At 48.7% G+C, this 18839-nt stretch carries 16 protein-coding genes; 1 reads left to right on the forward strand and 15 read right to left on the reverse strand.

All coding sequences use genetic code 11. The features are described from left to right. Positions 1 to 4: 4 nt before the first annotated feature. The 7 genes from TX85_RS23905 to TX85_RS23930 all read right to left on the reverse strand — a co-directional run bounded on the left by TX85_RS23905 (position 5) and on the right by TX85_RS23930 (position 7477). Positions 5 to 1627, reverse strand: a complete 1623-nt coding sequence (locus TX85_RS23905; RefSeq protein WP_044482420.1) for an ABC transporter substrate-binding protein — start codon at positions 1625 to 1627, stop codon at positions 5 to 7. 132 nt (positions 1628 to 1759) lie between these two features. Further along, entirely contained in the window at positions 1760 to 2656 is an 897-nt protein-coding gene (locus tag TX85_RS23910; RefSeq protein ID WP_044482421.1) for a carbohydrate ABC transporter permease, read from the reverse strand. 12 nt (positions 2657 to 2668) lie between these two features. Then, on the reverse strand, positions 2669 to 3622 hold the full coding sequence (locus TX85_RS23915) for an ABC transporter permease (protein ID WP_044482422.1): 954 nt from the start codon (positions 3620 to 3622) through the stop codon (positions 2669 to 2671). Between the two features lie 154 nt (positions 3623 to 3776). Continuing rightward, on the reverse strand, positions 3777 to 4745 hold the full coding sequence (locus tag TX85_RS23920; protein WP_044482423.1) for a LacI family DNA-binding transcriptional regulator: 969 nt from the start codon (positions 4743 to 4745) through the stop codon (positions 3777 to 3779). Positions 4746 to 5010: 265 nt separating this feature from the next. Next, positions 5011 to 5148: a hypothetical protein gene (locus TX85_RS28110; RefSeq protein ID WP_316244907.1), complete on the reverse strand. Its 138-nt coding sequence runs from the start codon at positions 5146 to 5148 to the stop codon at positions 5011 to 5013. Positions 5149 to 5607: 459 nt separating this feature from the next. Next, on the reverse strand, positions 5608 to 6927 hold the full coding sequence (locus TX85_RS23925; RefSeq protein ID WP_044482424.1) for a hypothetical protein: 1320 nt from the start codon (positions 6925 to 6927) through the stop codon (positions 5608 to 5610). Then, positions 6920 to 7477 (reverse strand): RNA polymerase sigma factor, encoded by a 558-nt coding sequence (locus TX85_RS23930; protein WP_044482482.1) that lies wholly within the window; start codon positions 7475 to 7477, stop codon positions 6920 to 6922. The genes TX85_RS23925 and TX85_RS23930 overlap by 8 nt, the downstream gene beginning before the upstream one ends. A 319-nt stretch (positions 7478 to 7796) precedes the next feature. Here TX85_RS23930 and TX85_RS23935 point away from each other — a divergent pair, with 319 nt between their 5' ends. Next, complete coding sequence (locus TX85_RS23935; protein WP_044482425.1) at positions 7797 to 8522, forward strand: type II toxin-antitoxin system prevent-host-death family antitoxin; 726 nt, start codon at positions 7797 to 7799, stop codon at positions 8520 to 8522. Positions 8523 to 8594: 72 nt separating this feature from the next. On the opposite strand, the gene sstT is transcribed toward TX85_RS23935, so the two are convergent. From sstT to TX85_RS23975, 8 genes are all read right to left on the reverse strand, one after another. Next, entirely contained in the window at positions 8595 to 9836 is a 1242-nt protein-coding gene (gene sstT / locus TX85_RS23940; RefSeq protein ID WP_044482426.1) for a serine/threonine transporter SstT, read from the reverse strand. 103 nt (positions 9837 to 9939) lie between these two features. Then, positions 9940 to 10176, reverse strand: a complete 237-nt coding sequence (locus TX85_RS28270; protein WP_392391863.1) for an FAD-dependent oxidoreductase — start codon at positions 10174 to 10176, stop codon at positions 9940 to 9942. A gap of 138 nt (positions 10177 to 10314) precedes the next feature. Next, positions 10315 to 11238 (reverse strand): ketopantoate reductase family protein, encoded by a 924-nt coding sequence (locus tag TX85_RS23950; protein WP_044482428.1) that lies wholly within the window; start codon positions 11236 to 11238, stop codon positions 10315 to 10317. A gap of 158 nt (positions 11239 to 11396) precedes the next feature. Further along, positions 11397 to 12413 (reverse strand): glycosyltransferase family 2 protein, encoded by a 1017-nt coding sequence (locus TX85_RS23955; RefSeq protein ID WP_044482429.1) that lies wholly within the window; start codon positions 12411 to 12413, stop codon positions 11397 to 11399. 19 nt (positions 12414 to 12432) lie between these two features. After that, on the reverse strand, positions 12433 to 13056 hold the full coding sequence (locus tag TX85_RS23960) for a hypothetical protein (protein ID WP_044482430.1): 624 nt from the start codon (positions 13054 to 13056) through the stop codon (positions 12433 to 12435). Then, positions 13053 to 15440 carry a glycoside hydrolase family 2 protein gene (locus TX85_RS23965; protein ID WP_044482432.1) on the reverse strand — a complete coding sequence of 796 codons (2388 nt, stop codon included), beginning with the start codon at positions 15438 to 15440 and terminating at the stop codon, positions 13053 to 13055. The genes TX85_RS23960 and TX85_RS23965 overlap by 4 nt, the downstream gene beginning before the upstream one ends. A 17-nt stretch (positions 15441 to 15457) precedes the next feature. Then, positions 15458 to 15880 carry a hypothetical protein gene (locus tag TX85_RS23970; protein WP_044482434.1) on the reverse strand — a complete coding sequence of 141 codons (423 nt, stop codon included), beginning with the start codon at positions 15878 to 15880 and terminating at the stop codon, positions 15458 to 15460. 1 nt (position 15881) lies between these two features. Next, positions 15882 to 18824 carry a glycoside hydrolase family 3 protein gene (locus TX85_RS23975; RefSeq protein WP_049895218.1) on the reverse strand — a complete coding sequence of 981 codons (2943 nt, stop codon included), beginning with the start codon at positions 18822 to 18824 and terminating at the stop codon, positions 15882 to 15884. Positions 18825 to 18839 lie beyond the last annotated feature (15 nt).

Genomic DNA, 18839 nt, shown 5'->3' on the forward strand with positions numbered 1-18839 from the left:
TCGCTTATTTTTTTAAATTTTCGTTATAGCGGTCCAATCCCGCTTGATAAATCTCCATCAATTCATTCAAGCCCATCTTCTCCAGCGTCTTCACATAGCTGTCCCAGTGCTCATCGACGCCGCCATCCACGATAAACTTGCCTCTTTGCGTGTTCGCATACTTGAGCAATTCAGGCTCGATCTTGTTGATTTTGTCCAATTCTTCCGGGTTGAAGAAGATGCTCGGATAGTTCTCCTTTTCCATATACGGATCGTAGTACTTCTCCAAGTCCTTCACACGCTGCTGGGCCCGAGGCTCCAAATCCACGACTTTCCCCAAATCTTCGATCGCAATGACACCGGGACCGCCTGCACCTGGAGCCACTTTTTGCCGGAATTCACCGGCGGAGGTTCCCTCCGGAAGCGGCAGGTTTACCAATTTCCCGTTAGCGTCTTTCTCGAAAACGACATCCAGCGGGCCCCAGTGAATTTGAGCCGCCATATAAGGTTCATACTGCTGGTCGATCCATCTCATGGTGATTTCGGGATAACGGTTGACTTTAGTGATCGCGAAAGCGCCGCGTGCCGGACCGCCTCCATTGCCGCGGCCGATCAATTGATCGCCGTTAGGGCCTTTGAGCGGAGACAGCAAAGCATAATCCTTGCTTCTGTCTGTCCCGACAACCTCCTCGACTTCCCACCAAATATAGGAGCCAAGCGTTTCGTCCGTTGTTTTGCCTTTAGCCAGATACTGCGCGGCATCCTGGGTGAAGGACTCAGGGTCGATCAGGCCTTGTTTATACCACTTTTCATGAAAATATTTCAAAGCTTCTTTATATTCGGGTTGCGTAGCGGTAAAGATCACCTTTCCGTCGCGGACGATCCGATGCTCCATGTTATCCGGCAGTCCGAAAGCTCCGAATAGGCCGCCGATATCCATACACCACTGCATGTGCATGAAGCTTAACGGGATTTCATCGGCCTTGCCGTTGCCGTTGGGATCCTGCGTTTTAAAGGCAACCAACGCTTCCGTGTACTCATCGAGGGTTTCCGGCATTTTCAGCCCCAGCTTATCCAGCCATGCTTTGTTGATCACATGGAAGAAGGGGTTGGTCCCGAGATTATTCTCCTCCCAGGAGGGCAGTCCATAGATGTGACCATCCGGCGCCGTGATTGCCGATTTGATGTCGGGTCTGCGTTCGAAAAGCGCTTTCAAGTTGGGTGCGTATTGATCGATCAAATCCTCCAGCGGAATGATCGTTCCATCCTTCCCGTAATTGACAAGCTCATAGTCCGAGAATCCGGCCGCGTAAAAAGCATCCGGCAAATTTCCGCTGGCCACCAACAAATTTTTCTTCTCGGCATAGTCGGTATCCGGGATGTTCTCCCACTGAATTTTCACGTTAGTATCCTTTTCGAGACGCTTGAAAATTTCCATTTCGGAATATTCCGGCGCCAATGCGGCTTTGGGAGACACCATCTTTAAGGTTACCGGCTCCTTCACGATCGGCAGGCCGGTTGGATTGAAATTTGCCTCCTGATCCGGTTTCTCCGCTGCGTTTTTCGATCCGCCGCCGCCCGAACATCCGCTTAATACAAATGCTCCCGCCAAAATAAGAATACCTGCGCTTTTAAATAAAGACTTCATGTTTACATAACCTCCCTTTTGAACTATCACTCATTGGAATCCTTGCTTGAAAAGTTGCTTCTGAAGCAGATCTGGATGCCCTGCGCCGATATTGTCGCTGCACATCCCCCCTTTCAATCGTCGAGGCCAACCTCACCCCTTGATCGAGCCGATCATCACGCCTTTGACAAAGTACTTCTGCAGGAACGGGTATAACATCAAAAGCGGCAAGCTGGATACGATAATCACGCCGTATTTGATCAATTCCGTAACGCGCATTTTGGCCGCATAGGATTCCACATCGATCATCATGCCGGAGTTCACCTGGTTCTGGACAAGAATATTGCGCAGCACCAGCTGAAGCGGGTACTTGGCCTCGTCGTTCAAATAAATCAAGGCATCGAAAAAACCGTTCCAGAAACCGACCACATGGTACAACACCATAACGGCAATGATGGATTTGGACAGAGGCAGCACAATGCTCCAGAAGAACCGGCTGTTCGAGCAACCGTCGATCGAAGCGGCTTCCCACATTTCATCCGGGATAGACGACTGAAAAAACGTTCTTACGATAATGACATTGAATACCCCGCCGGCCCCGGGAATGACCAATGCCCAGACGGTATTCAACATGTGCAGGTCCTTGATCAATAAATAGGTGGGAATTAACCCGCCGCTAAAAAACATCGTGACCATCAGAAACCACATGATCGCCGATCTCCCGACCAAATCCTTGCGGGCAAGCGGGTAAGCCGCAAACACGGTAACGGCGACTCCGATCAAGGTGCCTAACCCTGCGTAAAATATAGAATTGGCATACCCGATCCAGATGGAGGAATCATTGAATATCCTTTCATAGCCATCCAGCGTAAACCCCTTTGGATAGAACCAGACTTCTCCCGAATAAATCAGATTCGGATCGCTGAATGAAGCAATCAGCACAAAATACAGCGGAAATAAAACAAGCAGCATGATGACAGTCAGCAAGACAATATTAATGATGTCAAACCAGGCGTCCCCTCTGCTATTTCTCTTCAATAATTGGTTCAAAGTGATCCCCCCTTACCACAGACTGGTCTCGGTCAGTTTCCTTGCGATCCGATTGACAGTGACAATTAAGATGATGTTGATCACGGAATTAAACAGTCCGACCGCCGTCGAAAAGCTGTACTGTGCCTTCTGAATCCCCAACTCGTAAACATAGGTCGGAATAATATTGGAAGCGGCATAGTTCAGATCGTTTTGCATCAAAAACGCTTTCTCGAACCCGATGCTCATGATGTTCCCCAGTGCAAGAATCAGCAAAATGACGATCGTCGGCAGAATGCCAGGAATATCCACATACCATACCCGCTTCCATTTGCTTGCACCATCCATGATCGCGGCTTCATGCAGCTCGGGATTGACCCCCGCGAGCGCGGCCAGGTAAATAATCGTGGAAAAACCGGTTTCCTGCCATATTCCCGACAAGATGTACAACGGACGGAACCAGCCTTCGTCCGCCATAAACAGAATGGGCTCGCCTCCGAACAAGGCAATGATGTGGTTGACGATCCCGCTGTTCGGCGATAAGAAGACACTGAGCATACCGACGAGCACAACGGTAGAAATGAAGTGCGGCGCATAAATCACGGTTTGAATAAACTTCTTATATCGTTTGCCCAGCATCTGGTTCAGCATGATCGCGATGATAATCGGCGCCGGGAAACCAAACAACAGCGACAAGAAACTGAGCGATAGGGTATTTGTGATGATCGTCCAGAAATTATAGGAATCAAAAAAGTCAATAAAATGTTTAAACCCTACCCACTCGCTGCCCCAAACCCCCTGGCTCGGCGAAAAATCCTTAAACGCAATTTGTACGCCGTACATGGGATAGTACTTGAATACGAGATAGACCAGAATAATCGGCAGCAAAAACAGATACAATTGGTAATTGCGTTTGATCTGAGTCCAAGTCTTGTGTTTCACCTTGACCATGGGTTGATCTGCCCCGGAATCACTTGAATTCACCATTGATGCACCCCTTCTACGCAAAAGTCATGTATTTGAAACGTTTCCAATTATAATTGAAACGTTTCCAATTTATCATGAGAAAAACATCATCCGCCGAACCCGGAAAGCGTAAGCACCGTGCATATGATGTTTTTCCTGTGATCTCGTACCGCAATCAGGTCGTTTCGCCTTGTCTAAACATAACCGGAAGACGGTACACCTCCCGCTCCAACGTTTGGCCCTCCATCTTTTGATACAGCAGCCTGATCGACGTTCGCGCCATCTCCTCTACGGGCTGTCTGATTGTTGACAATAGAGGGTGAAAATAAGGATGATCCTGAATCCCGTCATATCCGATAACCTTCACATCCTCCGGAACGCGAATCCCCCGCCTGCCTGCTCTTTCGATATATTTGGCGGCAAACATATCGGTAATGGCAAAAATGCCGTCCACTTCGCGATGCTGATCCAGAAACTCTCCAAAATAGGCATCGTCGTCGATAACGGGATCCGGCTTCTCATACACAGCGTAATCGACGCCCATCGCTTTTGCCTCATGGATGAAACCCTCTCTCCGGTTCATCGTTTCGCTGAACACGGAAGTGACGCTGCCGAGAAAAGCCGGCTTTCGGGCACCCGCTTTGACCAGCTCCCGTAACGCCAGGCGTCCCCCTTCATAATTATCGGAAGTGACGCAAGTGATCTTCTTGCTAAAGTGTCTGTCGATACTGACAATCGGAATATCGTTGCTCACGTCATCTTCGATATCGTTGTACGTAATGCCGACAATACCCGCCACTTTATTTTGCTGCAGCATATCCAGATAATACAGTTCCTTCTCGGGTTTGCCTCCGCTGTTGCACAACATGAGCTTAAACCCTTCGCGATCCAACTCGTCTTCGATGTAATAAGCCAGCTCGGAAAAAAAAGGATGCCAGATGCTCGGAAGCAGCAGGGCGACCATCTTGGATCTCCGCATTTTGAAATTCCGGGCGATCTCATTCGGAATATAATTCAGCTCCTGGATCGCTTCCTCTACTTTTCTGCGCGTCGCGGGTTTGACGGCGCCCGAATTGTTAATGACGCGGGATACGGTTCCCACGGCTACACCGGCTAAGTTAGCCACATCTTTAATGCTTGGCATCTAACCCCCCACTTATGCTTTCTTTTAGAGGTTGTTCAAAAAGTCGTCTTCCCATGACGAAGCAGTTCAGGGAGAGGATTCGACGTCAAATCTTGAATTGACTTTTTGAACTCGCACTTTTATGGTTATTATCATAACACCGAGTTGGAAACGTTTCAATATTTATTTGGAAGCGTTTTAGTTTTATACGAAGAATTCGCACTCCGCTGGACAGCCCCACTCCGCAAACACTTGCCGCGCGGCGGCATCGGCCGACAGGCTGAATTTACGGATACACCCGGCTGCCGGCGGAAATCGACATTTGCTTGAAGCGAATGGGAATCAACTCACGTCCTTCAGACTCGGGTTGAATCGGAAGATACCGGCAACCAGAAGCAGATCGTTGCGTTCGTCGGAGTTGCATTCGAGATATTCCGCAATATTCAGAATCGTCCGGCGATCCGGGAGACGGCGTGACCGTCCGGCGGTGGGGCAACTCCCGTTACCGCTTCATCCTCAGCGTTTCGATCTCCCCCACTACGATTTTCAGGGCGGAATCCTCTGTCGGCATCTCCTTCTTGCACTCCCGCTGCCTTCCGAAATCCGGGGAATTGCCTCTAACGCTGATGATAAACGCTATTATGGCAAATTCGACGTTATCAAAATTCTAACGACGCTGAGACACTCTATTACGTCAGAAATCCATGTTTTCGGGAGCAAAAAAGCGATATAAGCTCGCTGGTAAGCGTTAGAATCGCAGGGCGATGATTTAAGTGTATTTAAGCTCTGTGGCAAGCGTTAGAGGCTGGAGGCAGATAGGAGCAATCAAGAAGAAGGACCTCAAATTCCCCGCCACACCGGAGAATTGAGGTCCTTTCGCAAGTTAATGGAGGTCATCCTCAAATGTTACATCCTCCACGACAAAGACCGCTCCGTCATATTTGTATTTCAGACGGATTGTAACCGGGAATTCGGCCGGCGATACCTGGACCGGCACCGACGCATACAAGGTATTCCCTTCAAAGAAATAGCGAATGATGCTGCCGAGACCCGGTTGGTCCAGCCATAAGCCGGCGTCATCCTCGTTGTATTCGAACGTGCGCGTTTCGCCGCCCAGCGTATATTGGAATGTTCGCTTGCCTTCCTCCGCCGTCACGGTTGAGGTAAGCTTGGAGCTCGCTACCAGCACCGGATCCGCCGCGGACACTTCGGTTAAATCGCGTCTTAGCAGCTTCACTGTCGATTCATAAACCCCGGTACCGTATCCGCGGGTCAAGATGACGGCCAACACCTCCTCCTCCCCGTCGCCCGTTTGCAGCATGGAAACTTGCGGATAATAGGATTCATTGTCGACATTGTCCCAATCGTCGAATGTTCTTTCCGCACCGCCATAACGGACGCGGATCGGATAAATCATGCTTGCATTCGGTCTTAGCGAACCCGTAATCTTTAGATCTAGTGCCGGCTCCTCCTTCAAAAGGACTTCCTTTCCCTGATTTTCTCTGGCATAGGCTTCAAGCGACATTCCGGCTTCGTCCGTTTCCACTTGTTCGATGTGCCCGATTTTGTGGTTATCGCTGCGAACGTGCACATCAATCATTTCCTGATACGTTAGGGGGACCGAATCCCGCAGCAGCAGACGAAGCCGATAAATGGTTTTTTCCTTATTTTTTTCCTCAACGGGTATGGTCGTATCGACGTACACTTCATACACCCACGGACTGGACACATCGTAGCGCTCCAGCGGCTGCTTGACCTCGGGGTTGTTCCAGATGTCCGGCGTCGGGCCGCCCCAAACGCCCAGCTCCCGCTGCATCAGCGCTTTAACAAATGTCACGATCGTGCGGTCGCTATCCTGTTTCGCTGCGTTTTCCGCGGAATTCCACCATTCGAAATCCCCCCCGGCCCTACGCTTGAAAGTTGAGCGAAACGTTTCTCCACTTTCACCGCCTGCATCTTGAACGCCTTGGACCGGAACGGGCAAAGACGGCTCAACTTGTGCAAACCAGATCCCGCCTCCCGCCGCCAGGAGTAGGATGGGAGTGACCGTCAATGCCGCGGTAATCCATGCTTTCCGATCGCGCTTCTCTTCCGCCACCCGCAACTTGTTCTCGACACGCTCCATCAGATCGTTTCGAAAACGCCGCTGCTTGAATGGCGGTCTGGCCAATCGGCGATTCCAATCCGGTCTCCATTCATTCATGTTCATCCGCTCCCTTCCATTTGGAGGCAACCTTCTTTTTGGCTCTGTGAATCCTTGATTTTACTGTGCCTGGCGAGAGGCCGGTTACCGCGGCTATTTCCTCCATGGACAGTTGATAATGCACGCTTAAAACCAACGGATCGCGAAATTGGCTTGGCAGCTTTAACACCTGCCGCCACAATTCGTCCGCGACTTCCCGGTCCAAGAATTCCGATTCGGCAGACGGCGAAGGCGGCGGGAAAGCCGTCCCGTCCGGCTCGCCGCCTGGTGAACGATCGCCGAACAGCACCACTTTGCGCACGAAGGCCCGTTTTTGATAAGAAAGGGCGGTATTCCGCGTGATTCTCAACAGCCAGGTTTTGACGGAAGCCTCCCCTCGAAAGGAAGTCTGACTCCGGTAGGCTTTGATAAATACATCCTGCGCGACATCATCCGCCGTATACGTATTCCGGGTGATAACGTAAGCATAATTCCAAACATCCTCCCCGTACGACTCCATAAGCCCCCGAATATCCAAAATGCTCGGCTCCGCCGGAGGCTGCAACTGCATTTCCCTCAAGTGTTTCTCCTCCCCTTCACCTAAACAGACTCTTCAAATGCAACGAAAGTTCCCCATTCACCAAAAATAATGCAGGGATTTCGGCCCCGCCTCAATCATCCTACAAAACTATCGTATATTCATCTAGGATGGGCGCTGCTTCCCTCATCTCTCTCCCAATCAGGAACAACCCCGTAATCTTCCAGTGAAGATTGCAGGGTTGTTTGTTTTTGGCAGCGGGAAACTGCACATAATAGCTAATCCTCTATTGACTCTCGCAATTTATTTAGCTAATATAAAATCATAAGTTAGCTAATTTGAGGCGAGAATCATGCGAGTGACTTCAACTGACATACAGAATAATTTCGGAAAATATTTAAAGTTTGCGGAAGCTGGCGAGGAAATTATCGTTACGCGAAACGGTAAGGACGTAGCCACATTAAACGCGATTGCCGGAGCCGGTTTATCCATGCTAAGGGAGAAGGCAGCGAGCTATCATGGCGGGGGCGAATGGGTATCCTATCAGGAATTCCTCGAGCTGACGGAGACGTCGGAGCAACGTTACGAGTTGATCGATGGCATCGTGTATAATCTCGCTTCTCCTTCCTTCAAGCACCAACTGGCCATAAATGAACTCCATGGCACTTTTTACAATTGGTTTAAAGGAAAGCCATGTACACCTCTGACTTCCCCGCTTGATATTACTCTGGAGAAGGAAGACAATAACACTTGCGTCGTACAGCCAGATCTCGTGGTGATTTGCGACAAGGATCGAATCGACGCCAACGGCAAATACAAGGGAACTCCCCAATTGGTCGTTGAAGTCTTGTCCCCCTCCACGCGGAGCAAGGACATGATCAAGAAGCTGGATTTGTACAGCGTATGCGGTGTAAAGGAATATTGGATCATCGATCCAATGAAAGCACTCGTGATCGTATACACGCTGGAAGACGGCAATATTGCGGACATGACCGTATTCTCGAACACCGGGGATGCGCATGTGACCTCTCAGCTTTACCCGGGTTTGCAAGTATCGATCCAGGATTTAATTGCTTGATTCAGTTGGGATGAATTGGAGAAACGGCTTTCAAATGAATAAGGCTGGCGATTACTCGCCAGCCCCTATAGTTCAATCCAAGCTCACCGTGTCTAAGATCGGAAGCCCCTCTTCCCTGCGTTTCTTCGCATAATCCGCAGTTGCCGTGAATAGCACGTCGGACGACGAATTCAGCGCCGTTTCGCACGAATCCTGGATCACGCCGATGATGAAGCCGACCCCGACGACCTGCATGGCGATATCGTTGGATATGCCGAACAAGCTGCATGCCAGAGGGATGAGGAGCAGCGAACCGCCGGCCACGCCGGATGCCCCGGCTGCAGATATCGCCGACAGTAGGCTCAGTATCAGCGCCGTACCGAAGTCGACATGGATCCCCAGCGTATGCACGGCCGCCAGCGTCAGGACGGAAATTGTCACCGCCGCCCCTGCCATATTGATCGTCGCACCTAAAGGGATGGAAACCGAATACGTGTCCTTGTCCAGCCCCAGTTTTTCGCACAAACGCATATTGACCGGAATGTTAGCTGCCGAGCTTCGCGTGAAGAACGCCGTAAGCCCGCTTTCCTTCAAACAGCTAAACACGAGCGGATAAGGGTTGCGGCGAAGGTGGACGTAGACGATGAGCGGATTCACGACCAGCGCAATAAACAGCATGCATCCGACCAGAACGAGAAGCAGCTTTCCATAGCCCAGCAGGGAGGCAAGTCCGCTAACGGTAATCGATTCGAACACCAGTCCCATAATACCGAACGGCGCCAGTTGGATCACCCATTTGACGATTTGCGAAACGGCGTCGGACCCATTCGTGAGCATGCTTTTCGTGTGATCGCCGGCGCCTTTCAACGCAACCCCGAGCAAGAGCGCCCAAGCCAGGATCCCGATGTAATTGGCCTCCATCAGGGCGTTGACAGGGTTATCCACCACTTTGAACAGCAGCCCCTTCAGCACTTCGACGATGCCCCCGGGCGGGGTCATCTCCGTCGTCGCCCCTGCCATAGACAAGCTGACCGGAAACAGAAAGCTGACCGCCACGGCGCTCAAACCGGCCAGAAACGTGCTCGTGCCGTAAAGGCCAAGAATCGATTTCATGTTGGTCCGGCGCCCTTTTTGATGGTTGGCAATGGCGGACATGACCAGGAGCAGCACGAGGACCGGCGCTACGGCCTTCAAGGCGGATACGAACAACGTACCGAGCAATGCGATCCCGCTGGCTTGCGGGACGATTAGCGCCAAGAGAATGCCGGCCGCCAAACCTGCAAAAATCCGTTTAACTAGACTGATTTGATTCCATTTGAGTAGGATTGCCTTCATGTTTCTCCCCCGATTGTTTAGATGTCACCTAAAAAACATAGCGATAGTATACCACGCTTCACGGACATCTGTCCTCCAGGTGGAAACATTTGTGCATTACTTTTCACAAATGTCCCCGGATGATGGGATTAGAGCTTTCTCCAAGCCGTAATTCCTCCAAACGCACCTCCGTCTTCCGTCCTAACATCAATTGAGCCAACGGGGCTCCACCGGTTTCGCGCTCCCCCTCCAGCTCCAGCTCTTTGATCAAGGCTCCGTAGAATCGCGCCCCCTCCTTGGCCAGTTGGTAAGCCGTTGATGCGCCTAAAATACCGGCGCCGCTCACGATACAACGCTTCATTGTATAAAATGTTAATCTATAAATTCTTACTTTTAGCTATAAGCTTTCCTGAACCCCCAGTTTGACTAAAGGGAGGCTTAAACAAAAAAGCGAATACCCGCAGGTACCCGCCTTGAATCAGATTATTAGAAAAGTGCGTTATACTCTTGCTCCTTCATACACGAGCAGGTTCTGATTGACTGCCTGAAGAAAGGGAGCCTCGATGCTATAGTCCCCGGCCAGCTTTAGCAAATATCCATGCAGATGCGCTGCTTCAATATCCAGGCCCTTCTCCATATCCCGAAGCATCGAGGATTTCATTTCATCCGAGGACTTGTCCATCGTCTGCATATGCTTGGTCACGATATCATGATCTAACGGAGCCCCATGCTCAAGCATAATTCCCTCAATTTCCTGAAATAAATGCTGAATAAAATCCCGCCCGCCTTTACTCTCACGGATCGGACCGAGTGCGGATCGCATCAAGGTCGTCACACCGGCAATCGTGGCTATATACAAATATTTATGCCAAATATCTTGTTCAATAAATTCACTACGAATGAAGGAAGGCAATGCCCCGCTTAACACCTGCTCAATCCGCTGGATTCGGTCGGTCTGCTTATTCTCGAACTCGCCATACCTTACAATATCTGCCTTGCTTGTCTGCACAATATGACCTTCACGGTTCAAGGTTGTCTCAATGAAGCAAAGCCCTCCGATGACCTTGTCCTCCCCGAACTCGCGTTGTAGTACCGGATAATGCGCTACCCCGTTTAACAACGGCAGAATGACGGTCTGCTCGCCAATAAATGGCTTTAGATCCTGAATTGCTGCTTGCAAATGGTACGCTTTGGTTGAGAACAACACCAAGTCATAAGCTCCCGCTGTATCGGAATCCTCTGTCGTGATCAGCACAGGGCGAAACTTAAAATCGCCGTTAATACTGGAGATAACCAAGCCTTCCTCCTCAAGCTGCTTCTTACGCTGACTTCGAACCAGAAAAGTAACATCCGCCCCTTTTTCTACAAGCCGTCCGCCAAAATAACCGCCTACTCCGCCTGCTCCAAGCACCAATATACGCATTTTCCTGCCTCCATCCCAGATTGTCCCTATCAACCGAACCAAAGAATGCACGTTAGACCTCGTACCTACTATAGTTAGTTTACCATATATTTATTATCGGCTTGGGTGCCCACTTCTTTGCATCGGATTACAGACAGATATGGAAATGGATGTGCAGGCTAATTGAACCCGACCATTTTTTGAGCTATCTTGTATGCGCCAACTGATATCCTGCGGCCGAACCGGCCGGGCAGGTTGATCAAATTACCCAGCAGCCCATATTTCAGATGATGGTACAATTCGGTATTTTCACTTTTAACATACTGTAATAGCTCACTCTTCTTATCCAGATTAGCACGAGTTCCCGAGCGGATAAGTAAAATGCCGGAGATGACCGTCACAATCTCAAGGTGATGCAGCATATACTGTTTTTTCCTCAAATGTCGGATCTCATGAAGCTTCACTTGATCAATCATTAGCTTGTTTACCTTGAGCTGTTGATCAATCCTGCGAATCATCATCTGCTCATTGACGGACTGGTCCTCTCTGCCAATAAAATATCTGTAGAAGTCCACATCGACATAATATAAATACTCCACCTGCGCAAGCGGTTTATATACAAACAGATTATCGACATAATAGGTGTGCTTGGGCAATTCCAGTCTGCAGTCCCTTAACAATTGGGTCCGATAGATGATAGAATGCATCATTAGATATTGGCCCTTATGGAATTGCTTTACTTCATCCCAACCAAATATCTTATTTTCAGGGAGCACATTACTATACTTCATAACCTTCTTGAACCTTGCCCCTTCTTTCTCGTATACAAAGTTGCTGATCATCATATCAACGGACTGACTGTGTGCCTTAAAGGAGCGGAGCACCTCTAAGATCTTTAAATATGCTGTACAATCTACCCAATCATCGCTATCTACAACCTTGAAGAATATGCCTGTTGCATTTCGGAGCCCGGTATTTACCGCTTCACCGTGTCCTCCGTTGCTTTGGTGAATAACTCTCACAATCGTTGGATACTGTCTTGCATAATCATCAGCAATCTGCGCTGTTTCATCTACAGACCCATCATTAACGATAAGTAATTCTACCTCTTCTCCCCCCGCTAACAGAGACTCAACACATTTTCTCATGTAACTTTGAGAGTTATAACAAGGGATGACTACGGACAGTAATTTCATAATTCCACAACCTTTACTGCTAAGACTGCTTACTCGACTTCTGCTTGAAAATAATCTTCAGGATCGGATAATAAACCCAGAAAGAAACCGCACAATTAATGAGCATAGAGATAAGATCAGCCAAGGTTTCCCCTGTTTTACCAAGTCCCCAGGTATGAATGAGCAATTCGTAAATCGGTGCCTTATAGAATCCTTGAAGTACTGCTGCGCCAATCGTAATCAGAATATAGGCAATGACATACCAACCAGCAGCAGTCCAGATGTTTCCGGTCGACTTGAATGTAATATTTCTTTGAGCAAAGAAGTTAATCACTTGGGCAATTCCAAGGGTAATCTGTACTGCCAGAAAATAGGCCAGTCCGCCCCCGCCTCCACTATTCAATGCTCCTGCAGCATAATCAAAAATAAAGTACGGGCTCCCATCCAAATTTTGACCAATCTGACCGACTTGAAGTGTTACATTCAGAAGATCTGTCTGCTCAAAAACCGCCTTAAGCATCGGCATGAGTATCAATTGGATGACGGTGATCCCATTACTCAACATGAAGAATACAAAGAACTCCGCCTTGCCAGGATGTTTTTCACGGAAATTGTGCCATATTCTCAATAGTTTCCCGATTCCTTTTGCATCTGTCTTGCTCATTCCGATTGCTCCTCTAAGTCAACTCTGAAGTTTAACTCCACTGATTCGGTCTGATTCGAAGTGATCATCAGCTTCCCGGCACCAGCTCTCCCTGTTGTTCTAATGTACGTCCCGCACATGCCCCCTTCTGCCGTTACACAGTCCGGGCCGATCATCTCAATAGCTCCATCTGCTTTAAGGAAAAGCGGCAGATGCGAGTATGTGGCATTGTTGCCATTAGCATCTACTACTCTGATTCGAACAGAAGCAACATCATACGTATCCGACTCCATCAACAAGTCATGGCTGACTGTGGTCTCCAGATGAAGGCTTGCATTTGAAGCTTTCACCTTCTCAGCCACCACAACTCCATCTTTAATCGCTTCAAATCGATAGACGGGTGATGAAGCGCCCCAATTCTCAATGTACTTGAAGAATATACGGTAAAATGCAATCGGGGATACCGCATGTCGAACCATAACCCACAACGCTTTAAAAATGTACTTTGGAGGCAACTGGGTACCGAACCGCTGAATCGCTAGCAAGCACTCCTTGATCGCTTCAGCCTTCTTGTGAGAATACTTCTCTCCTACTTCGATCACATTACCAACCGTATCGTAAAGCTCGATCGGAGGATGCGGCAAATATCGATATTTTTTATTCACAGGCTCAAATTCTCTGATCATCAACTCATTCTTATAAAGGCGAACCTTATCCGCATTCGTGAAAATATAGTTCTCGCCAACTGCCCCTCCGGGGTAATCGCCAATATGCATATCTGACCCAATTTCCAAGACGGGAGCATCCTCTGAAAAGCTTGCATAGACCTTCGCGGCAAGCTTGGGATTGCGGAACATATCCATCACGCCATGGTAGCAAATACGATCACCCGATCCAAAATCGCCGTGGGTTTGATAATCGAACATGCACCATCCAAAGGCACCTGCAATATCTTCCTTCTTATAAACCTCGTTCAAAACATTGGCATGGCGCATCGCATGGGATAGCCGATGCATCGGATCATCCGTTGCCTTGGTCGGATACATGTGTCCATTAAACTCCGAAATTAAATATCCCTTTTGCTTATTCGGCGAAATCAGCCACCTAGGCAGCAATCCGCCGTTCTTTCCCGTATGGGAGAAATCATTGAAGGAATATACGTCCTCTAACAGACTGCTTCTCCATAAGAAGCGCACGCCGCTTGTCTGCCGGCTAGGATCCAGGCGACGAGCAATTTCATTTGTCTTTGCGTACAAAGCATCATCATCCTGCGACTCGTTAACGCGAACGCCCCAGAGAATGATCGAGGGATGGTTGCGGTATTGCAATATCATCTCCTCCACATTGTCACAGACGATTTGCTTCCATTCCTCATCGTCCTTGATGTGCTGCCACCCCGGCGTCTCCGTAAATACAAGCAGCCCCAAACGGTCGCAGGCGTCGAGAAAATACTGGGACTGCGGGTAATGGGACGTGCGGACAGCGTTGACGTGAAGCTCTTCCTTCAAAATCCGGGCGTCCTCCTCCTGCATCGAGGCAGGCATGGCATATCCCGCATAAGGATAGCTTTGATGGCGGTTCAGCCCCCGGATCTTATATTTCTTCCCGTTCAGATAAAACCCGTCGCCGCGAAATTCGATTTGCCGGAATCCAAAGTGAACCTTGCACTCATCAATGATTTCGTTATTCCGGTTCCTGATCACCGCTTCCAATTTGTATAAATAGGGAGATTCCGGACTCCATGTACGGCTGTCTTTGACCTCAACCTTGCACTCGCGTATTGTTGGCTCGGACAGCATCACGCTCTTATTTCCGACTACGCGCTGTTCCTGGTCCAAGACCGTCAGTTCCAGCAAGCAGTTGGAGTCTGGCTGATTGATAAGGACGTCAATAAGCACTTGGTCCGGTTTCGGCGTGCGGACAAAAACATCCTCTATATAGGATGAACTTGCCATTAGCAGCCACGCTTCACGATAGAGTCCGCCATAGGTCATATAGTCAATGACGTGGCCAAAGGGAGGGACATTTGCATCTTCCCGCGTATTCAAGCGAACGACGATCCGATTTTCTTGCCCATAGATTAAGTGATCCGTGACCTCAACCCGAAAAGCGGTATACCCCCCGTTATGGGTTATCAATTTCTCGCCGTTTACAAAGACCTCGGCCACATGAGCCGCACCGTCAAACTGAAGAAACAACCGCTTGCCCTTCCATTCCTGCTGAACCTCCAAATACCGCCGATAGCCGCAGATCATCTGGCAGGTGCTTTCCTCCATATAGTGCACTGGCACCTCTTTACAAGTATGGGGCAGCCTTACGGCTGTCCCCTCTCCCATAAAGTCAAAGAATTCATCAGTAATGTTCTCTACAAAGCTCCATCCATCACAGATACTTATTTTCTTCATTTATTTATCTCCATTTGTCATTTTGCAAGTTTAATGGCTTCGGTTCTTCCCCCGGATTTGGACTGCTCCATAAAGCTGGAAATCAACGAAGAAATCGTACCGATAGTAAACAAAGTCCCAAAGACTACAACAGCTTGAGGATTGCCCCCGATAAAGTTAACGCCGTTCATCACATCCGATAAGGTTGGAAATCCTAAATAGAAATGCATGGACAGGGCTGCACCGAAGCAGACGGATGACAGGAAGGGTGCAAAATAAAAGTTCTTCAGCAATACCAACAGCTCGCCTAGAAAACCGGCGATAATGAGACCAAAGGTTATAAAGGAAAATGTACGGTCGCCGTAATCAAAAATAATAAACGCAATATTTGCTGCAATCATTAAGCAGGAGGCCAAGAAGCCAATCCAAAAACCAAGTGTTCGATCTTTAAATAAGACCATCTTATTTCCCTCCCTTTCCGTTTCTTCGAATGCCGGTTCTTATGAAAAAGAATCCGAAGGTTGCCAACAGTGCGCCAAGCGTATAATTAACAACTTTAAGCAAGGTTTGCCACCATGGTACGAATCCTTTAACCACGGTTTCATCCGTAAGCCCATTTAGAAGACTGGAATTAGCCAATGAATAATAGAAGTGCTTGTTTGCTCTTCTTAATTCTTGTAAGACAAATCCGTCCTTCTTGCTGGCGAGATACTTATGAACCTCGCTGGCCCGGTTGGTATCGGCATTGAAAGTGTCTGTACCTGCAACAAGCGATTCGATCGTTGGAATATTCGGATTACCCTTGACCGAATCCGTAATCGTTACTCCCTTGAAGCCCCATTCGTCTCTCAGAACATGCGTCATCGTGGCATAGTTTGCATAAGACAAACGCGCTCCAATCCGGGAGAAGGACATCATCGTACCAAGTGCCCCGCCTTCAGTAAAGGCACCCTCAAAGCCTTTTAAAGGTCCTTGGCGGTATGCCTGCTCTGTCATAAATGTCGAAAGCTCATTTCGGTTCGTTTCCTGATCATTGGCTACGAAATGCTTGATGGCCGCTGTCAATCCCTTTGCCTGCATCGCTTTTGCCTGGTTGGCCCCTAAAATGTAAGACAGAATACTATCCTCGGAGTAATATTCAAAGTTGCGTCCGCTGAACGGGGTACGGTGCAGATTGCCCCCTGGCGACCATAGTTGTGTTGTGCCGCTAAACAAACAATCCTCCGCAATGAAATTCCCACGTTCCGCTAGCAATGGCTGATTCCAGGTCGAGGCTGCGACGATTTGACTGACGTGAGCCGTCGCCGGTTGACCTCCGCCATATAAATAATTGGCTTGTGAGCCTGAAGGGCCATCCGTGTTTTTGTTTGCCGGCTTATTGATCGACTCGACGGCCGGCTGGCCAAAGTTTTCGCCAATGGTCGCGCTTAGCTCACTGATTGTTAACTGATCAAGGAACTTATTCCAAGTCTCATCATCCTCAAATGGCACATCCTTCATATCAAGCAGCTTGAGGGTCACCTCTGCCCCCTGAGTAAAGCTGTCATAGGCGGGTGCATCCGTTGGCTTTTCGTACTTCTGGTTATACAGGACATCCTTAAGCTCATCGGTTACAACGAGATCTGTATAAGATTTAGGATACGTATTCCAATCGCTGCGCGTTAAATAAGTAACCGCATCCTCGGCATAGTAGTTATAATCAACATCCTCAAATTGATTGGATACGATCTCGCCTGTATGCTGTGACTTGGCATAGGTTGTATTATCCAGTGATTCTAACGGAACCGAGACCGCCTTCTCAGGATCACCCTCTACGACAGAACCATCTGCGGAAATCAGCTTTCCTTGTACATTAGCGCCTTCCTTTTTAGCCAGGATATTATTCAGGGCATCATGACTGTCATTTCCAATGGCAAAGTAATAATCGCCTGGGTCAAAGACATAGGCCCCTTTCTGACTTGGATCCGCGCCGTTTTCAGCATTAGCATCATAGGTCGCGAAGAGATACTCATCGATGGTGACCGTTACCTCCTCCGACTCACCTGCTGCCAACTCGCCGGTTTTCCCAAAGCCGATCAACTGGATAGCCGATTTTTCAGCTTGCCCCTTTTCATAGGGAAGCTGGGCATAGACTTGTACTACGGACTTGGATTTTCCTGTATAAGCCGACTGCTCGGGGTAGCCCTCGTTAGTTACTTTAACTGTGGCTGTAACTGTCTTAGCTTCCCGGTCCCAGTTCAGGCTGGTTAGCTGTTGAGAGAAATTAGCATAGGAGCTTCCGTACCCGAAGGTATATACCATCTCATCCGCGTAATTCCAGCGATCCTTATTAACAAATGCTCCTGCACTGCTGTCTGCGTTATTCAATCCCAAGACGGCATCTTGATACCTTGTTTCATAATACTTGTATCCTTGATAGATACCCTCTGCCTGAACAATGTAAGGACCATCATCATTCGAGTATTTGAAATCACCGGCATTTCTGACTGCCGGCGCGGATAGCGAATCCGCTGCAAAGGTATCCACCAATCTGCCCGAAGGATCCGCCTTTCCCGTAATCACATTAGCAACACCAGTAAAGCCTATTAGACCGGGATTGCCAATCCATAGAGCAGCATCGATACCATACTCCTCTTCTTCAATCCAGCCAAGCTCCATCGCGTAAGCACTATTTATTAGCACAATGGTTTTTGCGAATTTACCGCTATCCTTAATCATCTTCAATAAGTCTTTCTCTGTATCATGAAGCGCGAGATGAGAGATTCCATCTCGATCGGATGTGGCCAAGTCCTTGCCTTCGCCGCCATCACGAGACAGCATGACAATCGCCACATCATTAAAGTCATCCTGGTACGTAGCTTGCAGGTCGCTGGTATAGAAGCTCTTGTCGACTTCTCCGATAAACCAATCCGGTGCAGCCTTGATTCTGGAGACTTCACTGCTTTTATAAGCATCGAAGAGCTTATCGTTGATGCTGAATCCTGCTTCCTTCAATGCATTGTACAGGCTGACCTGGCGCTTTTCATCCATGCCTGGTCCGCCGGAGTTGCCGCTATAGACAGGATCTGCAGTTGCACGGCCAAACAAAGTAACGCTGCGTTCTTCAGAACTTAATGGGAGCACAGCCTGATCGTTCTTTAACAGGACCGTGCCTTCCTCCATGGTTTGCACATCGTGCTTGTCGGAATCTGCCAGCATCTGCTGCAAGCCTGCATCAGAGAGCTCATAATCGCTCTTATAGTGCATCGTGCTTGCATCTGATTCTATGACAGGCATTTTAACATTCAGAAAGACGTTGACTTGACCGCTCCAACTTAGCAGTAATTGAGTCATAAAAATACTAAAGATTAAGAGGAAAGCCGTTACTGATGTTAATCCACGCCACAAATTCGATTTATTTCTCAATGATATTGCCTCCTC

Origin of the sequence: Paenibacillus antibioticophila (assembly GCF_000455265.1) — a bacterium.
GTDB classification, from domain to species: domain Bacteria; phylum Bacillota; class Bacilli; order Paenibacillales; family Paenibacillaceae; genus Fontibacillus; species Fontibacillus antibioticophila.

Coding starts and splice junctions, on each gene's coding strand:
- TX85_RS23935 (WP_044482425.1), top strand. CDS start 7,797: ATGCGAGTGACTTCAACTGACATACAGAATAATTTCGGAAAATATTTA.
- TX85_RS23920 (WP_044482423.1), bottom strand. CDS start 4,745: ATGCCAAGCATTAAAGATGTGGCTAACTTAGCCGGTGTAGCCGTGGGA.
- TX85_RS23960 (WP_044482430.1), bottom strand. CDS start 13,056: ATGAGCAAGACAGATGCAAAAGGAATCGGGAAACTATTGAGAATATGG.
- TX85_RS23955 (WP_044482429.1), bottom strand. CDS start 12,413: ATGAAATTACTGTCCGTAGTCATCCCTTGTTATAACTCTCAAAGTTAC.
- TX85_RS23905 (WP_044482420.1), bottom strand. CDS start 1,627: ATGAAGTCTTTATTTAAAAGCGCAGGTATTCTTATTTTGGCGGGAGCA.
- TX85_RS28110 (WP_316244907.1), bottom strand. CDS start 5,148: ATGCAACTCCGACGAACGCAACGATCTGCTTCTGGTTGCCGGTATCTT.
- TX85_RS23930 (WP_044482482.1), bottom strand. CDS start 7,477: ATGCAGTTGCAGCCTCCGGCGGAGCCGAGCATTTTGGATATTCGGGGG.
- TX85_RS23925 (WP_044482424.1), bottom strand. CDS start 6,927: ATGAATGAATGGAGACCGGATTGGAATCGCCGATTGGCCAGACCGCCA.
- TX85_RS23950 (WP_044482428.1), bottom strand. CDS start 11,238: ATGCGTATATTGGTGCTTGGAGCAGGCGGAGTAGGCGGTTATTTTGGC.
- sstT (WP_044482426.1), bottom strand. CDS start 9,836: ATGAAGGCAATCCTACTCAAATGGAATCAAATCAGTCTAGTTAAACGG.
- TX85_RS28270 (WP_392391863.1), bottom strand. CDS start 10,176: ATGAAGCGTTGTATCGTGAGCGGCGCCGGTATTTTAGGCGCATCAACG.
- TX85_RS23965 (WP_044482432.1), bottom strand. CDS start 15,440: ATGAAGAAAATAAGTATCTGTGATGGATGGAGCTTTGTAGAGAACATT.
- TX85_RS23970 (WP_044482434.1), bottom strand. CDS start 15,880: ATGGTCTTATTTAAAGATCGAACACTTGGTTTTTGGATTGGCTTCTTG.
- TX85_RS23915 (WP_044482422.1), bottom strand. CDS start 3,622: ATGGTGAATTCAAGTGATTCCGGGGCAGATCAACCCATGGTCAAGGTG.